Source organism: Streptomyces sp. NBC_01433 (assembly GCF_026340105.1).
In the GTDB taxonomy this organism is placed as follows: domain Bacteria; phylum Actinomycetota; class Actinomycetes; order Streptomycetales; family Streptomycetaceae; genus Streptomyces.
Window position 1 is genome coordinate 901,396 of record NZ_JAPEPM010000002.1, and the last position, 13,660, is coordinate 915,055.

General features: G+C 71.3%; 10 protein-coding genes. 2 read left to right on the forward strand and 8 right to left on the reverse strand.

Features of this window, described 5'->3' with window-relative positions; genetic code table 11:
- Window positions 1–40: 40 nt before the first annotated feature.
- From OG413_RS31595 to OG413_RS31605, 3 genes are all read right to left on the reverse strand, one after another.
- Window positions 41–1,408 (reverse strand): wax ester/triacylglycerol synthase family O-acyltransferase, encoded by a 1,368-nt coding sequence (locus OG413_RS31595; RefSeq protein ID WP_266811586.1) that lies wholly within the window; start codon window positions 1,406–1,408, stop codon window positions 41–43.
- A 259-nt stretch (window positions 1,409–1,667) separates the two neighbouring features.
- Window positions 1,668–3,734, reverse strand: coding sequence for a SpoIIE family protein phosphatase (locus OG413_RS31600; RefSeq protein ID WP_266811588.1), 2,067 nt, complete (start codon window positions 3,732–3,734; stop codon window positions 1,668–1,670).
- Window positions 3,735–3,834: 100 nt separating this feature from the next.
- A complete protein-coding gene (locus OG413_RS31605) occupies window positions 3,835–5,064 on the reverse strand; it encodes a DUF6777 domain-containing protein (RefSeq protein WP_323137946.1) in 1,230 nt (409 codons plus the stop codon).
- 206 nt (window positions 5,065–5,270) lie between these two features.
- Here OG413_RS31605 and OG413_RS31610 point away from each other — a divergent pair, with 206 nt between their 5' ends.
- Both OG413_RS31610 and OG413_RS31615 read left to right on the forward strand, forming a co-directional pair.
- Window positions 5,271–5,780, forward strand: a complete 510-nt coding sequence (locus OG413_RS31610) for a DUF1990 family protein (protein ID WP_266811590.1) — start codon at window positions 5,271–5,273, stop codon at window positions 5,778–5,780.
- 22 nt (window positions 5,781–5,802) lie between these two features.
- Window positions 5,803–7,239, forward strand: a complete 1,437-nt coding sequence (locus OG413_RS31615) for a lipase maturation factor family protein (RefSeq protein WP_266811592.1) — start codon at window positions 5,803–5,805, stop codon at window positions 7,237–7,239.
- Here OG413_RS31615 and OG413_RS31620 read toward each other — a convergent pair.
- The 5 genes from OG413_RS31620 to OG413_RS31640 all read right to left on the reverse strand — a co-directional run bounded on the left by OG413_RS31620 (window position 7,217) and on the right by OG413_RS31640 (window position 13,658).
- Complete coding sequence (locus OG413_RS31620; protein ID WP_266811594.1) at window positions 7,217–9,571, reverse strand: alpha-L-fucosidase; 2,355 nt, start codon at window positions 9,569–9,571, stop codon at window positions 7,217–7,219. The two genes, OG413_RS31615 and OG413_RS31620, sit on opposite strands and share 23 nt — an antisense overlap.
- 231 nt (window positions 9,572–9,802) lie before the next feature.
- The gene (locus OG413_RS31625; RefSeq protein ID WP_266811596.1) at window positions 9,803–11,152 is read right to left on the reverse strand and encodes an ammonium transporter; all 1,350 of its coding nucleotides are present in this window, start codon (window positions 11,150–11,152) and stop codon (window positions 9,803–9,805) included.
- A gap of 47 nt (window positions 11,153–11,199) precedes the next feature.
- Window positions 11,200–12,189 (reverse strand): urease accessory protein UreD, encoded by a 990-nt coding sequence (locus OG413_RS31630; RefSeq protein ID WP_266811597.1) that lies wholly within the window; start codon window positions 12,187–12,189, stop codon window positions 11,200–11,202.
- Between the two features lies 1 nt (window position 12,190).
- Window positions 12,191–12,811, reverse strand: a complete 621-nt coding sequence (ureG, locus tag OG413_RS31635; RefSeq protein WP_266811599.1) for an urease accessory protein UreG — start codon at window positions 12,809–12,811, stop codon at window positions 12,191–12,193.
- 31 nt (window positions 12,812–12,842) lie between these two features.
- Window positions 12,843–13,658 (reverse strand): urease accessory protein UreF, encoded by an 816-nt coding sequence (locus OG413_RS31640; protein WP_266811600.1) that lies wholly within the window; start codon window positions 13,656–13,658, stop codon window positions 12,843–12,845.
- Between the last annotated feature and the right edge of the window lie 2 nt (window positions 13,659–13,660).

Below are 13,660 nucleotides of genomic sequence, written 5' to 3' on the forward strand. Positions count from 1 at the left end.
TTGCCAGGAATCGGGGCAGATCCTCAGCGATCTGTCCGATCTATCGCGTGTTCACGGGCTCCGGGGACGCGATCAGCGCGTACAGCTCCCGGAACTCCTCGTGCACCGCGGCCGCCAGCCGGTCGAGGTCCCCCAGCGCCTTGCCGTCGGCCACCAGACCGACCTGCACCCGCCCGCCGTAGGTGGACAGCGCCACCGCGAGGGACTGTCCGCGGGCCAGCGGAGCCATCGGGTAGACGGCGCGCAGGGGGCAGCCGCCCAGCGAGAGGGCGGAGCGCGGCAGCGGCACACTGGTGACCAGCACGTCGAACAGCACCCTGGCCGCGCTGGCGGCCAGCGGTGCGCCGAACCGGTGCGCCAGGGGCGGCAGTTGATCGGCGAGTACGGCGACGGCACCGGCGCCCCTCAGCGGCCCCGCCGCCTTGTTACGGTCCATCGCGGTACGGACCGCGCGCAGCCGCTGCCGGGCGTCGGGTTCGCCGACCGGAAGACCGAGGAGGTACGCGGAGAGCCGGTTGCCGCTCACCGCCGCGCCGCCCGGCCGGCGCCGGGAGACGGGCACCAGGGCGCGCGGATCGGCGGCGGGCAGTGGCTCACCGCGTTCCAGCATCCAGCGCCGCAGCGCCCCGGCGACCACGGCGAGCAGGATGTCGTTGGCCGTGCCGCCCTCGGCCCTGCGGATCCGCTGGACCGCCGTGGCGTCGAGCTCCGCCGTGGCGAGGCGCCGGGTGCCGCTGGACGGTGCGGTGAGCGCGGTCGAGCCGCGCAGATCGAGGCGGCCCGCCCGGACGACGGAGGCGCCGACTCCCAGCGCCCGGCCGACCTCCCCGATCCGCCCCAGCGCCATGCCGACCACCTCGCGGGGGTCCGGCAGCCGGGAGCGCGGCGGCACCGGAGCGCGACGGCGGGCAGTCCCCGGGCCACCGGTCGCGGCGGCGATCTCGTCGAAGATCCCGGCACCGATCGCGACGGCGCGCATGCCGTCGGCGAGCGCGTGGTGCAGTTTCACCAGCACGGCGAACGGCCCGTCGTCGGCGCCGCCGATGAGATACATCCGCCAGGGCGGCAGTCCCCTGCCCAGCGGCTGCTCCATCAGTCCCCCGGCCAGCCCGGTCACCTGCTCCATGAAGTCGCCCTCGGCGAGGACCAGCCGCCGGACGTGGCGGTGGACGTCGAAGTCCTTGGCCACGGACCATGCCGCGCCGCCGACCGGCAGCAGCACGTCCCGTACACACATCCGCAGCCGGGGAATCGCGGCGGCACGGGCGCCGAGGAGTTCCAGGATGTCGTGCGGGGCGACGCCGGGGGACGGGCAGAAGACGGCGAGCGCGCCGAGGTGCATCGGGTGGGTATCGGATTCGAAGTGCCAGAAAGCCAGATCGAGAGGGGCCAGAAGCTCGGTACCCAACGGGTCCTCATGTCATCGAAGGCAGAACCGCCGTACGTCCGCAGTCAATCCCTCCGGTCGGTTACGGTCAAGTGCTGACATGTTACGTATTGTTACCGTGCGGTACGGGTCAGGTTCCGCCATTCGGCCCCGCGATGAAGGCACCGGACGCCCGTCACGAACGCCCCAGGACGGACGCCTATCACGAACGTTCCAGGACGGTGCCGGTCACGAACGTTCCAGGGCTGTGCCGGTCACGAACGTTCCAGAGCTGTGCCCGTCACAGGCGTTCCGGGATGAGGAACTCGCACCACACACATTTGCCGGTGCCGCGGGACTCCACGCCCCAGACGTCGGCCAGCCGGTCGACGAGCATCAGGCCGCGCCCCGAGACCCCGGACTCGCCCGCGTCCCTGAGGCGCGGCAGCGCGCTGGAACGGTCCTCGACATCGACGCGCAGCCGACGCTCGGTCGCGGCCAGTACCCGGATGGTCACGATCGCCCCGCCGTCGGTGTGCATCAGCGCGTTGGTGATCAGCTCGTCGGCGGCCAGTTCGATCTCGTCGGCCCGGTCCTTCGCGCCCCACGCCCGCACCGCCGCCCGGATCATGTGCCGGGAGGAACTCAGCGCCTGCGGGTCGTTCTGGGCGACATGCTGCTGGAGCCGGCCACCCGGCTGCGGGGCGTGGGCGGCCCCGCGGCGCAGCAGCAGAACCGCCACGTCGTCCTCACCCCCACGCTCGTCGACCGCCTCGCAGAGCTGGTCGGCCAGCGTCTGCAGGTCGTGCGGACCGTTCGTCACCATGGACGTCAGCAGCTGCATGCCCTCGTCCAGATCGGCGCCCGGCAGCTCCACCAGCCCGTCGGTGTAGAGCACCATCGTCTGTCCGGGGTCCAGCTCGACCGTACTGACGGGGTACTCCAGCCGGCCGAACTCGGCCGAGAGCCCGAGCGGCAGTCCGCCCTCGGCCGGCACCCTGCGGCAGCTGCCGTCCACGTCCCGCACGAGCGGATCGACATGACCGGCCCGGACCAGCTGCACCACACCGGTGGTCAGGTCGACCTCGGCGTAGCTGCAGGTGGCGAAGCGGTCGGTGTCGAGTTCATGGAGGAAGACGGAGGCCCGCGCCATCACCGTGGCGGGGCTGTGCCCCTCGGCGGCGTAGGCGCGCAGCACGATGCGCAACTGCCCCATGACGGCCGCCGCGTGGGTGTCGTGACCCTGTACGTCGCCGATGACGGCACCCACCCGGCCGCCGGGCAGCGGGATGATGTCGTACCAGTCGCCGCCGATGTCCCGGCCCAGGCGGGCCGAGCGGTAGCGGACGGCGACCTGCGCCCCGGGCACCTCGGGGATCCGGCGCGGCAGCATCGCCTGCTGGAGCCCCTCGGCGAGGTCGTGCTCCTGCTCGTAGAGCATGGCCCGCTGCAGGCTCTGGGCGATCGAGCTGCCGAGCGCCACCAGCAGATTTCGCTCGTCGCCGGTGAATCCCGCCTTGTCCCGGTAGAGCAGCCCGAGCGCGCCGATCGGGCGGGCCTGGGCGATCAGCGGCAGATAGGCGGCGGAGGTGATGCCGAGGTGGCTGATGTTCGCCCACAGGCCCGCGTAGGAGGTGGCGAAGTCGCGGGCGGACTCGATGAAGCGCGGCGTGAGGGTGCGGATCACCTCACTCATCGGGTACGGCTCGTCCGTCCGCGTGTACCGGGTGCCCGGCACGTACGCACCCTCGGGACCGTCCGCGACGAGATGGATGCGGCCGGCCTCCAGGAGACCCATGACCAGGCTGGTCGCACCGAGGTGCGCGAGGCCCTGCGAGTTCTTGAGCACCGCGATGACGTCCTTGACGGTACGGGCGTGCGCCAGGGCCGCCGTGGTGCCCTCCACCAGGCTGGTGCGGCGCCGGCGTTCCTCGTCCAGTTCCCGCCGGGCGGTGGAGTCGGCGAGCTCCTGGGTGGCGTCGCGGACGATCCCGATGATGCGGCGGGGCCGTCCCGTCGCGTCCCGGCGGACGCAGCCCTGGGTGTGGGTCCAGCGCAGGCTTCCGTCGCGCCGCTGGATGCGGAAGTAGACACCGTAATTGCTGTTCCCGCTCTTCAGCGCCGACGAGACCATGGCGTCCAGCCGGATGCCCTCGTCCGTCGGTACGCGCACGGCGAGGGTCTCCGGCCGGTTGTCGTACTCCTCGGGGCTCAGGTCGAACACATCGAGGGCGGGCCGGTCCATGTGCATGAGGCCGCTGTCCAGATCCCAGTCGAAGCTGCCCATACGGTTCAGGGCGAGGCTGAGGTCCGGGTGGGCGGGCCAGTCGTCAGGGAGTGACAGGGCACCCGCTACCCGATCATCCATGCGGGTCACTCTGCCATCAATTGTCCGATTCTTCGAGCGTTCCGCGTGGCGACCGGACGGAACACTACGAACCACTCCCGCGCCCCGGCCCGCACCCCGGTCAGCCCCCGAAGGGTTCGGGGGCGGCGGGCTCGGCGGGCTCGTCCGGGAGCACCGAGCCCCCGCCGTCGTGGGCCTCGCCGTCCGGGCTCCCGCCGTCCGGCGCCTCATTTGGGTAGGCGGGGTCGAAGCCGTCGCCGGGGGCTTCGGGCTCGGCGGGATCCATGGGCCCGGCGGGATCCACCGGGCCGGTCGCGGCGTCCGGCGGAATGCCGGGCGGCAGGTCGGTCGGAGTGTCCGTGGGCACGTCGGGGGTCATGGCACCCCGGTCACCGCCATCGCCACCGCCGGGCGGCGTGAGGACGGAGGGATCAGAAGGGGACCCCGGGCCGGACGGCTCGCTCCGTTCCGTCGGGTCGGTTCCCCGCGACGGCGGGAGGATGTCTTCGCCCGGCTCGAACGGCGGCGGAACATCGGGGACCTTGTCCCGTCCCCCGCCGTCGCCCATCGGCCGCTCGATCCAGGTGTTGTCCGCGAGGTTCACGAGGGTCAGATCGGTGAGCACCTGCGCGCTGGGGCTGACGATCACGATCCGGGACGGGTCGTAGCCGGCCCAGCGCTCGCCCCGGACCGTGACCCGGCCCTTCGCGACGACGGGCCGGTCCAGCGGGTTGCCGCAGGCGCAGCGGACCCGCGGGAGGCCCCGGCTGTCGACCATGACGGCGGTGCCCGCCTGGAGCACGGACTGGAAGCCGGTGACCGCGCCCGCGGAGTGGCCGTGGTTGGTCACCTGGACGTCGGCCCGCAGGAGGACCGGGGTCAGCGCCTTGAGGTAGCCCGGAATCTGCACCGCCTCGATGCCAGCCACCTCGGCGAAGGCGCGGCTCTTGGCCCGGTCGGCGGTCAGGAGGCGGGTCTGGCGCTCGACATCGCACCCGGCGACGGACCGGGTCGCTCCGTAGAGGCCCGGGGCCGCACCCGACACGGCGCGCACCGCCCGGGGCGCCCCGGGCTTGGGGCTCGCCTTCGGCGCCGCGGTGTCCGCCGGGGCGGATACGGGCTTCGCCGTCGACCCGGTGAACGGGCCGGGGCCCGCCGCCGCGACCGGCTGGAGCAGGACCTCCTCGGCCCCCGCCGTACCCGTGGCGCCCTGCGGTGTCCGTTCGCCGCCGTCGCCGCAGCCCGCGACGAACATGACTCCCACGGACAGCGCGCCGAGCAGGGCGCGCCGAAGGCGTCGGGGGGCGGGCACGGTGCGCCCCTGTGCGTTGGCGTCAGCCTGACTGGCCACGTCGACCTGCCTGTTCACCTCGTGAATGGATGGTTTCCCCTATCTCTCCCGCACCCCGTACGGCCCCGCAAGCCGACGCACGCACACGGCCCACACCGCGCACGCGAGGAACACGGAACACCCTGCGGCACACGGCACCTTGAACACGTTCAAGAGAAGCTCTACTCTCAACCCAACTGTTGAACACGTTCAAAGAGGGAGTGGATGTGGACACCTTCACGTACCCGGAGGTCGGAGCCACACGGCTCGGCCCGCTCCCCGACGGCTACCACCATCTGCACCACCGCACCCGGGTGGGCCGGGGCCGGTCCGACTTCGCGACGGCGGGCGCCGCGGTCACCGAGTGGCGCGTGCACCGCGCCGCCGGAGCCCGCGTGAACGCCTCGGCCGCACGCGCGGAGGCCGGCGGTGGCGTGCGGGTGTCGCTGGGGCTCGGCCCGGTCCGCTTCACCGCCCCGTGCGAGGTGGTCTGGACGGCGTACGAGAGGGACCGCACCGGTTTCGGCTACGGGACGCTGGAGCGGCATCCGGAGTGCGGCGAGGAGTGCTTCGTGGTGGAACTGGCGGACGACGGGACGGTCTGGTTCACGGTCATGGCGTTCTCCCGCCCGGCGAGCTGGTACGCCCGGCTCGCCGGGCCGCTCGTGCCGCCGGTGCAGCGGTGGTACGCGCGCCGGCTGGGCCGCTCCCTGCGCCGGATTGTCGCCGTCAGCTGAACCGTGGCCGATACTGGGGGTGATGGAGTGGTTCACCGCAGACAGCTACTGGCTCAGCAGGCTGATCTTCCAGCGGGCTCTCGCCGGGGTGTATCTGGTCGCCTTCCTCACCGCCGCGCTCCAGTTCCGTGCGCTGATCGGGGAGCGCGGCATGCTGCCCGTACCGGAGCTGCTGCGGCACACGCACTGGCGGGCGGCTCCCGGGCTCTTCCGGCTCCACTACTCCGACCGGTTCTTCGCCGCCGTCGCCTGGACCGGCTGCGCGGTCTCGGTGGCTCTCATCGCCGGAGTGGACGGATACCTTCCGCTGTGGGGCGGCATGCTGCTCTGGGCGCTGCCATGGGTGCTCTACCTGTCGATCGTCCAGGTCGGCCAGGTCTGGTACGGCTTCGGGTGGGAGTCCCTGCTGCTGGAGACCGGCTTCCTCGCCGTCTTCCTCGGCACCGGGGACACGGCGCCGCCGGTACTGGTGCTGTGGCTGCTGCGCTGGCTGCTGTTCCGCGTGGAGTTCGGCGCGGGGCTCATCAAGATCCGGGGCGACGCCTGCTGGCGGCGGTTGACCTGTCTGGACTTCCACCACGAGACCCAGCCGATGCCGGGGCCGCTGAGCTGGTTCTTCCACCGTCTGCCGAGACCGGTGCACCGGGTCGAGGTGGCCGCCAACCATGTCACCCAGCTGCTGGTCCCGTTCCTCCTGTTCACCCCGCAGCCGGTGGCGAGCGCCGCCGCGGGCCTGATGGTCATCACTCAGCTGTGGCTGGTCCTGTCCGGGAACTTCGCCTGGCTGAACTGGCTGACGATCGCCCTCGCGCTCTCCGCGATCGACTGGTCCCTGGTCGCCGGGCCGCCGCCCGCGCAGTCGGCGCCACCGCTCTGGTACGAGGTGGCCGTCCTCGCGGTCACCGCTCTGCTCCTGGCCCTCAGCTACCGCCCGGCACGCAATCTGCTCTCCCGCCGCCAGGTGATGAACCGGTCCTTCGATCCCCTGCGTCTGGTCAATACGTACGGGGCGTTCGGCAGCATCAGCAGGCTGCGGCTCGAAGTCGTCGTGGAAGGGACGCGGGACCCGGTCGCCCACGACGGCGCCCATTGGCAGGAGTACGGCTTCCACGGAAAGCCGGGTGATCCGCACCGGGCGCCGCGCCAGTTCGCTCCGTACCATCTACGGCTCGACTGGATGATGTGGTTCGCCGCCCTCTCCCCCGCCTACGCCCGCTCGTGGTTCGGGCCGTTCGCCGAGCGCCTTCTGACGAACGACCGGGACACCCTCCGGCTGCTGCGGCACAATCCGTTCCCCGGCGAACCGCCCGCGCACGTCCGCGCCAGGGTGTACCGCTACCGGTACACCGACTGGCGCGAACTGCGGACCACCGGACGCTGGTGGCACCGGACCTACGTACGGGAGTTCATGCGGCCGATGGCCCGCCCGGTGCCGCTCAGGCCGACCAGGCGACCTTGAACACCCAGGCGTGCTCCCCCGTCCTGCGGGCCGCCGCGGGCACGTCGATCACCAGCGAGCCGCCCGTGGTACGCCAGTTGAGCGGCCGGTCGTGGCCCAGGAGCGTCACCCGGTCCCCGGCCCGGATGGGCACCGGTGCCGCGACGGTGAGCTTCGCGCCCGGCCGGACCAGTGAGTGGATGTAGAACGCCCGGTCCGGCCGGACGGTGAAGCGCAGCTCCTCGCCCAGCTGCGGCATCCGTGACCAGTACGTACTGCCGTACACGGCCTCGCCGTTGGTCTTCAGCCACGCCCCCGTCTCCCGCAGCCGGCGCTGCATGATCTCGGGGATGGTGCCGTCCGCCCTCGGCCCGATGTCGAGCAGGAAGTTGCCGTTCTTGGAGACGATGTCGACGAGCGAGTGCACGACGTCCTGCGTCGTCATGTACTTGTCGTCGGGCGTCTGGGAGTTGTAGCCGTAGGAGTACGGATCGAGGCCCCGGCTCGACTCCCATTTCGCGGTGACGATCTGGTCGTACGTCGTGTACTCGGGCGTCGTGAAGTCGTGCGGGCCGATACCGGACCGGTTGTTGACGGTGACCTCGATGGGCCGCGCCCGGTTCTTCGCGTGGTTGAAGTACTCCGCGAGCACCCGGTGGCTGTCGTTGTCACCGCCGATGTCGCACCAGAGGATCTCGGGGTCGTATCCGTGGACCAGCTCCAGCATCTGCGGGCCCTGGAGACCGGTGATGTAGTCCTTGCCCGCCGTGTGGCCGGTGTACGGGACGGGCTCCAGGGTGTACGGGTTGCGCGGGGCGTGCCCCATCCACGGGTGGTCGGGGTTGAACCATTCGGGCATCGAGAAGTACAGCCCCCGGTGGAGTTCGGGGGTGTAGCGGCGCGAGGCGTCGAACAGTTCCTTGATCAGGTCGCGTTTGGGGCCCATCTTCACGGAGTTGCGGTCGGAGAGCTTGGTGTCCCAGAGCGCGAAGCCTTCGTGGTGCTTGGAGGTGAGCACGTGATACTGCGCGCCCGCGTCCCGGAACAGCTCCACCCAGGCGCGCGGGTCGAACCGCTCGGCCCGGAAGCGCGGGATGAAGTCGTCGTAGGCGAAGTCCTCGCCGTAGGTGTCGCGGTGATGGGCGTAGGTGGGGTTGCCCGGGTCCTGCATCTGGTTCCAGTACCACTCCGCGTACTGCTGCCCGACCGGCGCCCAGGCGGGCACGGAGTAGACGCCCCAGTGGATGAAGATGCCGAACTTCGCCTCCTGGAACCAGTACGGCGCCTGATGGGAGCCGAGCGAGGCGTCGGTGGGCAGATAGTCGGGCACGCCGAGGGTCAGCGAGCGGCGGACGGTCGCCGCCTGCGCGCCCCTGCCCCGTGCGACGACGTCGCCTTCCCGGACCGTACCCGGTGCCGTGCCCGGCCGGTTGCGGACGCCGATCCGGACGCGGGCCCGGTCGCCGGGGGCGAGCCGGGTGATCCGGGCGGGGTCGACGGTCCGGGCTCCGGGGACGTCCACCGAGAGGGTGAGCGCGTCGGCGGCGAGGACGGTGACGGTGCCCGCGTTGACCACCGTGGCCTCGACGCTCTGGGCGCCGTTCGCCAGGGACGAGGTGGTGGAACGGGCGTCTCGCAGGGTGAGCGCCCGCCCGGTGGCGGCAGGCTGGAGGGACAGCGCGAAGACGTGCAGCGAGGACTGGTTCGCCTCGGCGGGCCGCGTGGTCGGGAGAGTGAGCGCGACGGCCTCCCTGGCCGGGTCGAGGGCGATCTCGGTGATGGCGAGGGCGACCTGATGCGGGTCCTTGGAGCCGTCGGGGCCGTAGCGGTACGCGGCGGTCAGGGCGCCGCTGCCCGAGTACCAGTCGGGGCCGCCGAGGGTCGTGGCGGACGTGGTGCCGTCGGCGTAGTGGACGGTGGCCGTGCCGGAGGCGGCGCCGTAGCTGCACGCGGTGAGCAGAAGGCCGGAGAGATAGCGGCCGCGGGGCAGCTCGATGCGCTGCCCGAGGGCGACGATGTTGTTCTTGGCACCCGCGGTCGCGGCGGGGAAGAGGAAGGGGGTGCCGTCGATCTCCCGCTCCCCGGGCGGGAGTTCCTCACCGGGGAAGGTGTAGCCGGAGCCGTCGAAGTCGCCGCCCGGGGCATCGGCGGTGTCGATGCCGTCGTTGTCGAACCAGGTGTCGAGGGGGACGGGGAGCGCCGCCGGGACGGTGCCCCAGTCGCCGGTGTCCCCGGGGAGGTGGGCGGCCCGGTCGAGCGGGGCCGCTTCGGCGGTGGCGGGGCTGAGCAGAGCGGCGCCGACTGCCGCTCCTGCCGTCATTCCGAGTACGTGTCGTCTGCGAGGCTCGGTCATGAGGTCCGATGATTGAGCCCTGACGCGACCCTGTCAATGGACTCTTCCAGACAGAGGGAAACTTCTCTCGCGCATCCATCGGATGACTGCTCAGGGATCGGTGCTCCGTCGGGTCCGGGATCGATACTCCGCACTGATCCGGGATCGGTGCTCCGTCGGGTCCGGCCCGGGGGCGTACGACCGACCCGGACCTGTGCCCGGAACCCCGGACCCCGCGCCCCGGAGCCCCCGCTACTTGGCGTTCTCGCGGGCCTTCAGCAACCGGCTGATCTCCTTGACGAGTTCGGAGTCGTTGGTGACCTGCTTGCCGGAGACCAGCGCGCCCAGGCGCTCGGCCGTCTGGAAGTCGTAGGCGTGCTCCACCTCTTCGTCCGGCACCGCCTCGTACTCCCCCGAGGAACGGAATCCGACGGTCAGGTCCACCGCCTTCGCGATGATCCAGGTGAGGATGAAGGAGAACGCGATCACGGCGACGATGGCGACGAGTTGCCTGCCCAGCAGCCCCCAGCCACCGCCGTAGAACAGTCCTTCCTTGCCACTGATGCGCGCGGTGGCGAACAGCCCGACCATGACGAGGCCGATCAGACCGCCCACCCCGTGCACACCGACGACATCCAGGGTGTCGTCCACGCCGAAGCGGTACTTCAGCGTGATGGCGAACGCACAGACGGCACCGACGACCAGACCTGTGACGACGGCCCCGAGGGTGTTGATCTCCCCGCAGGCCGGGGTGATGGCGACCATGCCCGCGACGGCGGAGGAGACGACGCCCATGGTGGTGACGCGGCCGGTGCGCCACTTCTCCACGAGCGGCCAGGTGACCATGGCGCCCGCGGCACCGAGCTGGGTGTTCAGGAAGGCGGCCGCCGCCGTGCCCTGGTCGGACAGCGCGGAGCCGGAGTTGAAGCCGAACCAGCCGAACCAGAGCAACGCGACACCGATGACGACGAGCGGGATGTTGTTCGGCCGTTCCTCGCGCCGCGCGAAGTCACGCGGCGCGCGCAGCACCAGCGCCACCGCGAGGCCCGCGACACCGGAGTTCAGCTCCACCGGCAGCCCGCCGGCGAAGTCGAGTGCGCCGAGGTGCTTCACGATCCAGCCATCCGCGTCGAACACCCAGTGCGCGATCGGGATGTAGACGATGAGCAGCCACAGGACGACGAAGACCAGCCAGCCCCTCATCGTGGCGCGGTCGGCGATCGAGCCGCTGATCAGCGCGACGGTGATGACGGCGAAGCCCATCTGGAACGTGCTGTAGACGTACGTGGGGATGTGACCGGTGAGGGTGGTCAGCTCGATCCCCCGCATGAACACATGGTCGAGATTGCCGATCACTCCGGCTCCCCCGACATCGGGGCCGAAGGCGAGCGTGTAGCCGATCACCCACCAGACGAGGGTGCCGAAGGCGAGCGCGGCGAAACTCATCTTGATCATCATCAGGACTTGCCTGGTGCGCACCATGCCGCCGTAGAAGAACGCCAGTCCGGGCGTCATCAGCAGCACCATCGCGGTGGAGGCGAGCAGCCAGGCGGTGTCCCCGGAGTCGTACGCGGGGGGCATCGGCGCGGGAGCGGTGTTCATCGGCGGATACCTCGTGGGTTCGGTGAACGTCCGGGACTTGGTGGCGTCTACGGTTTGCGCAGATCGGGAGCCGGATGGCCGGTGAGCAGGCGGCGTACGGCGTCCCAGGCGGTGTTCCTCGCGGCGGCGACCCGGATCGGACTGTCGTCGAGGAGGCGCACCCAGGCGCCGCACTCCCCGGGCAGCACGCTGACGCCGTACAGCAGGCCGAGGTCCGCCAGCGCTTGGTGCAGCGTGTCGGCGACCTCGGTGGCGGTTCTGCGATCGGTGACGACGAAGAGCGAGGCCACGTGGTCGTGCCCGGCGAACACACCGGGTCCGAGTACCTCCGCCCGGCCCCGCCCGCCGCCGGGCGACAGCCGCAGGGTGTCGATGGCCAGCAACGTGCCGTCGGGGCGGTCGATACGCAGGTCGGTGGCGAGGACCCGGTAGTCGTGCCGCTCACCGCGGGCGAGCCGCCCGGCGGTGAGGGTGTCACCGAGCACGACGGTGGCACCGGGGGCGACGGTCACCTCGGTGCGCTGGTAGAACCGGGCGTCCTTGAACGGGATCAGGGGGTCCGGGAGGTACTCGACATAGGAACCCTCCTCCGCCGTGAGGTGCACGCGCTGGCTCGCGTAATCGTGCTCCATCCGGAAGACCTTGCTCGCTGCCTGCGTGGTCAGATGCACCTGGGTGCCGGGTCCGCAGCGGAAGTCCATCCGGTAGCGGTCGGCCTGGGCGATGCCGCCGCCGGTGGCCATCAGATACACGTAGCTCATGCCGGGCAGCCCGTCATCGATCCACAGCGGCCGCATGATCTGCAGCGGAGACTTCTGGTAGCGCTCGACCAGCTCCGTGCGCCCGCCCCGGACGGCGAAACCCAGGTCCAGGATGCCGACCTTGGCCGGTGATCCGGGGGCGAGCGTATCGGGGACGGACGCCAGCGCCGCCACCTCCGGAGGAACGCGCTCCGCCGCGTAGTACTCCGGCGCGAGCCGGTCGACGGCGAGGCGCGGCAGAGTGGGCGGCAGGGCGGACTCCGGAGCGGGCGGCATGTCAGATCAACACCTTGCGGCGGGACTCCAGATAGCCGGCGATGTCCTCGATGCCGACACCGGTGAGGCAGTCGGTCAGGACGACGGGGCGGTTGTCGCGGACCCGGTAGGCATCCGATTCCATGATCCCGATGTCGGTGCGCACGTACTTCGCGATGTCGATCTTGTTGATGACGAGCAGATCGGAGTCGGTGATGCCGGGGCCGCGTTTGCGCGGCATCTTCTCGCCCTCGGCCGTGTCCAGGACGAACAGGAAGAGATCGACGAGGGCGGGGCTGAACGTCAGCGTGAGGTTGTCGCCGCCGGACTCGTACAACAGCGTGTCCGTGTCCGGGAACCGCTCCAGCATCTCCGCCCCGGCCGCCAGATTCATCGTCGGGTCGTCGCGTACGGCCGTGTGCGGGCAGGCGCCGGTCTCGACGCCCACGACCCGCTCCGGTTCCAGGACCCCGTCGAGCGTGCGGCGGATGTGCTGGGCGTCCTCCTGGGTGTAGATGTCATTGGTGATGACGGAGGGGCGGTGGCCGCGGGCGATGAGCACCGGCACCAGCGCCTCGATGAGGGCGGTCTTGCCGGAGCCGACCGGTCCGCCGATGCCGACCCGCAGTACGTTGTCGTCCATGGTGCTCCCTTGCGCGGTGGGGTGGGTGTGTTCAGCTGGCGAAGAGGCGTGCCTCAGCGCGTTCATGACGGCCCGACATGACATCGGAGGCGAAGACGGTGGCGCCGACGTCGGCTAGTTCGCGCCGCAGCGCCTCCTCGACCACGCGCTCGATGACGGGGGCGGCCCCCCGCAACAGGCTCTGGGCCTTGCGGTGGTCGGTCAGGCGCAGCCGCAGGGCCGCCCCGGCGAAGCTGGCGCAGAACGCGAACAGGTCACAGGCGACGGCCTGCCGGACCGGGACCCCGGTCGCGGCGTAGATGACCCCGGCGGCGACCGCCTGGGTGCCGGGTGCCTCACGACGTCGGACCCGGTCGAAATACGCGGCGATCGACGGGCGGTCGAATACCTCCGCCGCCAGGTCGAGGAGCTGCCGCCCGGTCCGGGTGGACGCCTGGCGCATCTCCCGGCCCAGTTTGGTCGCGAACAGATGCTCGTCCACGCCCGCCACCGCGTCGAGGTCACCCTCGGCCGTCGCCCGGTGGGCGAGGACCAGCGCGGTGGCGTCCGCCGGACCGACGCCGTGCAGCAGCAGGTCCCGCAGGAGCGACGGCAAACTGTCCGGATCGACGGCTCCGGCGTGGGCGAACCCCTCCAGGCTGTGCGACAGCGTGTAGAAGCCGCTGGGGAACGCCGAGTCGGTCAGCTGGAGACCGACCAGCAGCGACCCCAGGTCCGGCCCGGTCGGGGCGGTCGGGGCTAGACCGTTCCCGCTGCCGTTCCCGGCACCGTTCCCGCCGCCGGACACGGTCGTGGGCAGGGCGGTGGAAGCCTGGATTCCGGGGTGCTCGTCCTCGTTGCGGTACATCG

Excerpts from the sequence above, each read along its gene's own strand:
- OG413_RS31600 (WP_266811588.1), bottom strand. The coding sequence starts at position 3,734 with ATGGATGATCGGGTAGCGGGTGCCCTGTCACTCCCTGACGACTGGCCC.
- OG413_RS31615 (WP_266811592.1), top strand. The coding sequence starts at position 5,803 with ATGGAGTGGTTCACCGCAGACAGCTACTGGCTCAGCAGGCTGATCTTC.
- OG413_RS31620 (WP_266811594.1), bottom strand. The coding sequence starts at position 9,571 with ATGACCGAGCCTCGCAGACGACACGTACTCGGAATGACGGCAGGAGCG.
- OG413_RS31625 (WP_266811596.1), bottom strand. The coding sequence starts at position 11,152 with ATGAACACCGCTCCCGCGCCGATGCCCCCCGCGTACGACTCCGGGGAC.
- OG413_RS31630 (WP_266811597.1), bottom strand. The coding sequence starts at position 12,189 with ATGCCGCCCGCTCCGGAGTCCGCCCTGCCGCCCACTCTGCCGCGCCTC.
- ureG (WP_266811599.1), bottom strand. The coding sequence starts at position 12,811 with ATGGACGACAACGTACTGCGGGTCGGCATCGGCGGACCGGTCGGCTCC.
- OG413_RS31640 (WP_266811600.1), bottom strand. The coding sequence starts at position 13,658 with ATGTACCGCAACGAGGACGAGCACCCCGGAATCCAGGCTTCCACCGCC.